We start from the raw sequence: 7311 nt of genomic DNA, 5'->3' as shown, positions 1-7311 counted from the left end.
CCTGAGGCAAAATAGCCTTAATTATAACCTTATTCAAATATAATATATATTTAATAATTTTATAAATGAATGTTTATTGTTGCGGTAAGCGATTGTTAAATTTTATTCGAAGCACCTGAGGAAGGGCAATCTTTGAACACCTTAATGAAAAGTTGTTAGCAATAGGGAAAGAGATGAACACGAGAATGGGGAAAATATCTAACTCGATAATTGATGATATGAAAATGCTAACTTATTGATTTTGTATGTATTACGCTTACAATTTCAATTATGATAGAATTCACCTGTAGATAGATTGAGGTAGCGACCACTTGACGTTTTGTGTCCATAAAAAAAAGTTGAAAACAGAATTGGGGCAGCTCACCCAAACCGGCAAACGCTTATAACACCTGTTAGCTTGGTGCTTTTTGCTTGAATGCTGTATCAAAGTACTGGGTATTACATCTAAAATCTGAGATAATACCGGCTGTCCGACAAATTTTTTAACTTCGTCCATAGTAATATTTGTTCTGTGGTAAGTCAAACATAACTAATCTGGGCGGTTCTTAGGAACTGCCCTTTTTTATGCCAGTTTTATTATATTTTAGTCGGGCAATTGTGTTAAAAAATAATAAAGTGTATATCCAAATAGGGTACTTCATGGTAACTGAAATTAACAGAAATACTATATATTCAATGGAAAGGGATCATCCAATTGTATTTTTGAATCAAATAAATATTGTTCATTATCCTGTAATAAACAAGATTCAAGGTCAGCTATCATTTTTTCTTTCTCAATATCTTGACCTATAAATACCAATTCGTTCATTCTGTCGCCCCATTGTTTACTCCATTTCTTTTCTATCATTGTCTGATGATCAACAAATGACTGATAATTCATTCGCTCAGCATATGGCATACTACACCACCAAACTCCAGCTCTTTCAAGTCTAGATGAACCCCCTGCCTGAGAAAAATTAATCGCATCATTAGGTCTTGAAGCCAACCAAAACAATCCTTTTGCTCGAATAACGCCACTTGGATATTCTTCATTTAAATACTTCCAAAATCTGATTGGGTGAAAAGGTTTACAATTTCTAAACACAAAAGATGAAATTCCATATTCTTCAGTTTCTGGAGTATGTTCACCAGCTTCCAATTCTTTTTGCCAACCTGCACTGTTTTGAGCTTCTTCAAAATCAAAAAGCTTCGTATTCAGAATTTCTTTTGGTGCAACTTTACTAAAATTCGATCTAATAATTTTTGCTCCTGGATTTAATTTATGAATAGACGCTTCTAACAATCCTACCGTTTTATTATTAACCAAATCAGTTTTATTTAAAATAATAACATTTGCAAACTCAATCTGATCGGTGAGTAAATTAACAATTGTCCTATGGTCGCCTTCCATATCGGTTAACTTCCGATCAACCAGTAATTCGTTGGTACCAAAATCGTTGAAAAAATTAAAGCAATCTACCACAGTAACCATTGTATCAATATAGCTGTACTTGGAAAGATCTATGCCTTGTTCTTCGTCAACAAAACTAAAAGTTTGCGCAACCGGAACTGGCTCACTAATACCTGTAGATTCAATAAGTAAATAATCGAATCTGCCTTCATTAGCCAATTTTTCCACTTCTATCATTAAGTCTTCACGCAACGTGCAGCAGATACATCCATTGCTCATTTCTACTAACTTTTCCTCGGTTCGTGATAAAACGTTTTGTTCGTTAACCAACCTAGCATCCACATTTACTTCACTCATATCATTTACAATAACAGCTACTTTTAAGCCTTCTTTGTTATGCAGCACATGGTTAAGTAAAGTTGTTTTTCCTGCTCCGAGGAAACCGCTTAATACAGTAACAGGCAACTTCTTATTTGCAATCATAAGTTATCAATTAAAATAATTTACTATAAAGATTCAATCCAGATTTTACATACAGTGCATTATTAACTATTGCATCCTTCCCCATAACGCATTGGCTTTTAATCCATTTTTTGTTAGAAACTGACTCCTTGTATTCTTGTATTTATTCAGTGTATTTATTGCATTGGTATAGATACTACTGTCAATATTTGTAGGGATATAGGATTTTGGAATTGCATAAGTAAAATGTCCTTTTTCTCCTGCAAAAACAGGTATTTCAAAAAAGTTTCTTGGCACTAGTTTCTTTGAAATATCAGCAAATTGAGTTTTACTGGCTTCAACAAAGAAATCAACAGCATGAGCCGGATAACCAAACAAATATCCATAAGCCCTATTTCTATCCCATTTTGATTCATATTCTATTACCGATAAAACAACGCTTGGATTTGTACTAGGAGTAAAACCCCATTGACCAAAAAATGATTGAAATTGTTGAATCTTTTTAGCAAATAAAGATTTTCTGATTACATAGATTTCCATATTGCGAACATTTTTTTCTGTGCGTTGAAAAGGGACCAATACAAACAACCAATCATTTTGGCTTAAAGCATTACACACTTGTTGGTAAGCCTCAATTTTATAAATAAATGAATCGTTTTTAACAATGTCGATATCTCCATCTAACTGAGTTGAATCTTTTGCAACAGCAAATCGCAAAAATTTTACACTACTTAATGGTTTTAAGGTATCTGCCAATGTATACAATGCTTCATTATCTAATGCATACGCTAAAACAGAATCTGCAAGGGAAGTATTATACTCGTAAAACGAATTGTTTTTTGACCCGCTTTTAGGGACACTACATGCTACAAAAAAGACGAAAATCAGCATTAGTATATTAAGTTGTTTCATTGTATATTATTGGTTATTGTTCTTTATTTTAATGCTAGATAAAAAAATAGCTATCAATGTAAGCAAGCTTAATGGCAACAAATACTTTCCGAATTTCAATTCCATATTAGGCTCAAAATATGTAGGAATCTTTTCAAAATCTTTTTTTGTAAAGTTTGTTTGAAATAAAATATTTTCAAAGAAATAGTGAAGCTTTTCTTCACGGTATTTCATAACTGCTTTTTCAAATTGTATTTGTTGTTCTAAACCAGTATTACCAATAATAGCAAAAGAACGCACTACTCCACCAACAGGGTTAATCCAAAAACTTTTTTCTTCTGCCTTCATTTGCGCATTGGCATTGTTGGCTATAACATTGTGCAATTCTTTTTCTTTATCTAATATTTGAAGAGCAGAACTAAAAATGTCGATAAAATTGCTATCCACGTTGGCAGAGCCTTTCAATACTTGAATGTAATTAGCAAAAAAATGTTTTCTTTTATTTTCAGATGATTGATCCCAGATTTTTGCATTATAATCACGAAATTCAGCTATTTCCGTTTTATTAGTTGCTGGGTTTTGAAAGTTAAACCAGGTATTTAATAGTCCAGGAATTGCAATTAATAATAAAACCCATACTCCAGCAAGTGATATGGCATTAACTAAGGAGTTAAACTTTAAACGATGTACCAAGGCAACAACTACTAACCAAAATAGGGCATACAAAAATGCTACACCCCACCACTGAAGAAAGGATAAAGATGAAAAGCCGGGCAAAGAATAGAGCAACCAAAAAGAAAGAAAAGTTAAAAAGAACATCGGCAATAAAGCAATCAACCAACGAAACAAAAGTCGCTGGCGAAACAAAACATCCACAGAAGCTGCTTGAGTATATAATAATGAATCAATTCCTAATTCCTTATCGGCCGATTGCAAGTTATAAGTTAGCGCCAATAATAGCAGCGGAAAAAGAAATACAATAAAAAATGATGCATCTAAATTACCTGCTAATAATTGTTCAGGATTTTTAAACTCGGAAAAATTATTTTTAAATATTTCGTTATTAAAATGACCACTAATTAAGGGCGCATAAATATCTCCTTGGCCAATGCTCAAAACACTTAGAGGAGAAATGTTCTTTGCAACCACATCCTGAAGACGCCTTTCTAGAATATAAGGAGTTTCAATGCTACTTCTTATATTAGAATGTTTAATTGTATCAAAAATATTTTTAACAAAATCGTAGCTCCGGATTTTTTTAGCCATGGCGCTATCGACAGAAATTCTTTGATACTGATAAACAATGGCGCCTTGTTTTAAACAGAAGAAGCCAATGGCAGTAAATATAAACAAGGCTACAATTAACCCCTTACTGCGAAGCAATTGTTTCCATTCGTAAGTAAAAATAGTTTGCAACATATTATAATACAGTTAATTTTTTTGAAGTAATAATTACACTGACCATTAATAGCAGCATCCAAAAAAGCAATGCCGAAATTTCAATAATGGTTGCTTTCATAGTTTGTGCAAGTGTAGCTGAAGGATAAGTAAAGTCTTTCACTGTCTCCCAATACTTGGCATCAACTTTCCAATCCCAATCGCCAGTTTTACTGCCGCCATAGGCCATTTTATCGTTGAGATTTTTTATCAGGTAACGTCGATATTGTTCCGCTTCAAACAATAAATTCAAGTGACTGGAAAAATCACTTTGGCTAATACTCATTGAAATATTGCGAATAGCGAGGTATGGATTAATATATGATGCATATTTACTAATACTGTTTTGCAACACAATATTTTCACGAATGCGCTTAAAATGTTTATCATACACCAGGTTAGCATACTCTTCATCTGCCTGCATTACCAATCCATCAACATTAACGGGCAAGGCAGCATTCACATCTTTTACTTTACTGGTATCAATTTTATAATGAGCAATTACCGAATCCATGAATTTTTTAGATCGTTCATCTTCAGGATTATGGCCATCTATCCCTTTTTCTCTGTCTTCGCGAAGCGCTTTATTAAAAGCTGCTTTGTGTTCAGTTGGGTGTAAAGCTGCACCTGCGCTTGCAGTAATTTTTGGCATAACAACCATCAACAATATCCAAATTGCCAACTGCAATACCAATGATGTATTGCTTTTTTTAAGCCATCCACTTACCAATACGCTTATACCTGTTAACACAAATAAATAGGTTGCATACAATAAAAACCAGGCGGCTATTTTAACAAAAGCAATTTCACCTAACCCATCTGCAATAATTTGATAAGTAATTAATTGTATTAATAACCCAATCAATGATAAACTGATTACTACTGTATACAAGGAAACAATTTTCCCCCACAAATAATTACTGCTGCTAATACCTTGAGCAGTCAATAATTTAAGGTTCTGACTTTCCCTATCGGAACTCACCGTATTAAAACAAAGTAGTATAATAAATAAAGGCATCAGCACTTGCAGCATCCAAGCAAAACTCATATCTCCAAATCGGCTAAGTTCTGTTTTATCTTGCGCTGGGCTAAAAGCAATTTCATTTTGCGCATGTGCTTCTAATCGCAAAATAGAGCCAGCAAAAGGACGGATACCATTGTCTAGAAACTGCATAGCATCTACTGGCTGAAATATATAATGTCCATAGTGAGCACTGCTATGCGGATTTTGCGGCCCTTGATTTAACCATGCTTTGCGAACAGCTTGCCTGGCTTTTTCAAAACTTTGCATTCTAGCTTTATAAGCAACACCACTGTTAAATGCAACTAATACAAATAACAAGAGTAATACTATACTAAGAACTTGTAAATGTTTTTGCCGAAGTGAATTGGTTATAGTTTGAGTAAAGATTGGTTTCATAATAAATTCTTTAAATCGTTTCCAAATACAATTCCTGTAATGCACTGGCAGTAATCTCATTTGTATTGAGTGTATGCACCAGTTCACCTTGTTTCATAATACCAATCTTTGTTCCCACATTTACTGCGTTAAAAATGTCATGTGTAGCCATAAAAATGGTTTTGCCTTCAGCAGCCAACTTTTTACATATTTTGGTGAATTCTGCTGTGGCTTTAGGATCTAGACCGGATGTTGGTTCATCCATTAAAATCACGTCTGCGTTTTTTGCAAGGGCAATAGCAATACCAACTTTCTGACGCATCCCTTTACTAAATGTAGATAGCCTTTTGCTATGAGCTTCACTTTGCAAACCAGCTTTGGTTAAAAAGCCACTTAACAATTCTGTACTGTATTTAAATCCAGCCAAACGACTAAAAAAATCCAAATTTTCAACACCCGATAAATTACCATATAGTTGCACTACTTCCGGAATATAGGCCAGAAACTTTTTAGTTGCTGCATCATTTGGTTTTACCTCAACTCCGTTAATGGTAGCTTTACCACTAGTAGCATTGGTAAAACCCAGAAACAAATTGATGGTGGTAGTTTTACCAGCTCCATTCTGACCTAATAGGCAAAATATTTCACCTTTATCAATTGACAAATTGAGATTACTTAAAGCCGCAGTACCATTGTACTGTTTACCAAGCTCTATTGCTTGTAATACAGGCATAAACAAAAATTAAATGATTAAAAAAGATAAGTTGAAGCACTAAACAATCTTAGAAAAAGATTAAACAAATAAAGGGGGGCCTTTATTTTCTGCAGTCAAGCCATTTTTGAATGGCAGTTTAATTAGAGGAATATCATTTGCTACTTGATACAAAGCAAGTGGCCTGATCAGATAAGTAAGATCGTTGTTGTAGAAAACTGAATAATGAGAACTAGTGCAAATACCACAAATTGAATCAAAACTTTTTTCAGCTGCTTTTTTAAATATTAGTTTTGAAACAGTTTGGCTAATATTATCTTCATTAGCATTTAAATGATTGTGCCAAAATGAAATAGGTGTTGCTATAAAAAGATACAAGGCTAATAAAATAGCACCAAAGCATTTATTGTATTTTTTTATGATTTTTTGCATATTTGCAATATCGTTGCAAATATATAGGACTATAGTCATTAATCAAAAACAAATTGATATCATCCATTATGGGATGAAAGAAGCAGTAATACGTATTAAAATGAGGGAAATACTCCCAGATTTGTTGAAATTCATGAACTATTTGATATGCTTGTAGCTAAACAAGCATATCAATACATTGCTTTCACAGACAACTTCTACGTAGGCATTCTAATTAAGAGATTCGAAAAAGAGTTTGGCACTTAAAAAAAACTAAATAATCGAATCTTTGAAATCATCAAAAATTAACCACCGCGTAGTAATTCACCTCACGCAGAACCTCAAGCAAAAAAAACCACCTACGAATAAACGTAAGTGGTTGATTTTCATGTAGCGAGAATGGGACTTGAACCCATGTGCGCCATAGGCGCATATGAATCCTGTGCTCTAACCAACTGAGCTACCTCGCCTAATATATTTAATCATCCCTCTTTCACCCTCCACTTGAACCAGTGTGCGCCATAGGTGAAACGCAAGCTCAAAAAATTGAAGACTTTACATTACTATCTGTAACTGATAATAGCACTTTCACTTTAAGTAAATCTAAAG

General features: G+C 33.7%; 6 protein-coding genes and 1 tRNA gene. All 7 read right to left on the bottom strand.

What is annotated here, in order from left to right; all coding sequences use genetic code 11:
- Window positions 1-664: 664 nt before the first annotated feature.
- The gene (locus tag ACOYLT_RS09365; protein ID WP_422853594.1) at window positions 665-1873 is read right to left on the bottom strand and encodes a GTP-binding protein; all 1209 of its coding nucleotides are present in this window, start codon (window positions 1871-1873) and stop codon (window positions 665-667) included.
- Between the two features lie 66 nt (window positions 1874-1939).
- Window positions 1940-2764 carry a hypothetical protein gene (locus tag ACOYLT_RS09360; protein WP_422853593.1) on the bottom strand — a complete coding sequence of 275 codons (825 nt, stop codon included), beginning with the start codon at window positions 2762-2764 and terminating at the stop codon, window positions 1940-1942.
- A 6-nt stretch (window positions 2765-2770) separates the two neighbouring features.
- Entirely contained in the window at window positions 2771-4162 is a 1392-nt protein-coding gene (locus ACOYLT_RS09355; RefSeq protein ID WP_422853592.1) for a DUF3526 domain-containing protein, read from the bottom strand.
- 1 nt (window position 4163) lies between these two features.
- Complete coding sequence (locus ACOYLT_RS09350) at window positions 4164-5600, bottom strand: DUF3526 domain-containing protein (protein ID WP_422853591.1); 1437 nt, start codon at window positions 5598-5600, stop codon at window positions 4164-4166.
- A gap of 10 nt (window positions 5601-5610) precedes the next feature.
- Complete coding sequence (locus ACOYLT_RS09345; protein ID WP_422853590.1) at window positions 5611-6312, bottom strand: ABC transporter ATP-binding protein; 702 nt, start codon at window positions 6310-6312, stop codon at window positions 5611-5613.
- A 60-nt stretch (window positions 6313-6372) separates the two neighbouring features.
- Window positions 6373-6723, bottom strand: coding sequence for a hypothetical protein (locus ACOYLT_RS09340; protein WP_422853589.1), 351 nt, complete (start codon window positions 6721-6723; stop codon window positions 6373-6375).
- Window positions 6724-7093: 370 nt separating this feature from the next.
- Window positions 7094-7172: transfer RNA gene (locus tag ACOYLT_RS09335), tRNA-Met, on the bottom strand.
- Between the last annotated feature and the right edge of the window lie 139 nt (window positions 7173-7311).

It is taken from the genome of Flavobacterium sp. (genome assembly GCF_049318185.1).
GTDB lineage: Bacteria > Bacteroidota > Bacteroidia > Flavobacteriales > Flavobacteriaceae > Flavobacterium.
This window is presented reverse-complemented; position numbering and strand designations above follow the sequence as displayed.

Bases quoted from the DNA above. Each gene is read 5' to 3' on its own strand.
- ACOYLT_RS09365 (WP_422853594.1), bottom strand. From the start codon at position 1,873: ATGATTGCAAATAAGAAGTTGCCTGTTACTGTATTAAGCGGTTTCCTC.
- ACOYLT_RS09340 (WP_422853589.1), bottom strand. From the start codon at position 6,723: ATGCAAAAAATCATAAAAAAATACAATAAATGCTTTGGTGCTATTTTA.
- ACOYLT_RS09360 (WP_422853593.1), bottom strand. From the start codon at position 2,764: ATGAAACAACTTAATATACTAATGCTGATTTTCGTCTTTTTTGTAGCA.
- ACOYLT_RS09350 (WP_422853591.1), bottom strand. From the start codon at position 5,600: ATGAAACCAATCTTTACTCAAACTATAACCAATTCACTTCGGCAAAAA.
- ACOYLT_RS09345 (WP_422853590.1), bottom strand. From the start codon at position 6,312: ATGCCTGTATTACAAGCAATAGAGCTTGGTAAACAGTACAATGGTACT.
- ACOYLT_RS09355 (WP_422853592.1), bottom strand. From the start codon at position 4,162: ATGTTGCAAACTATTTTTACTTACGAATGGAAACAATTGCTTCGCAGT.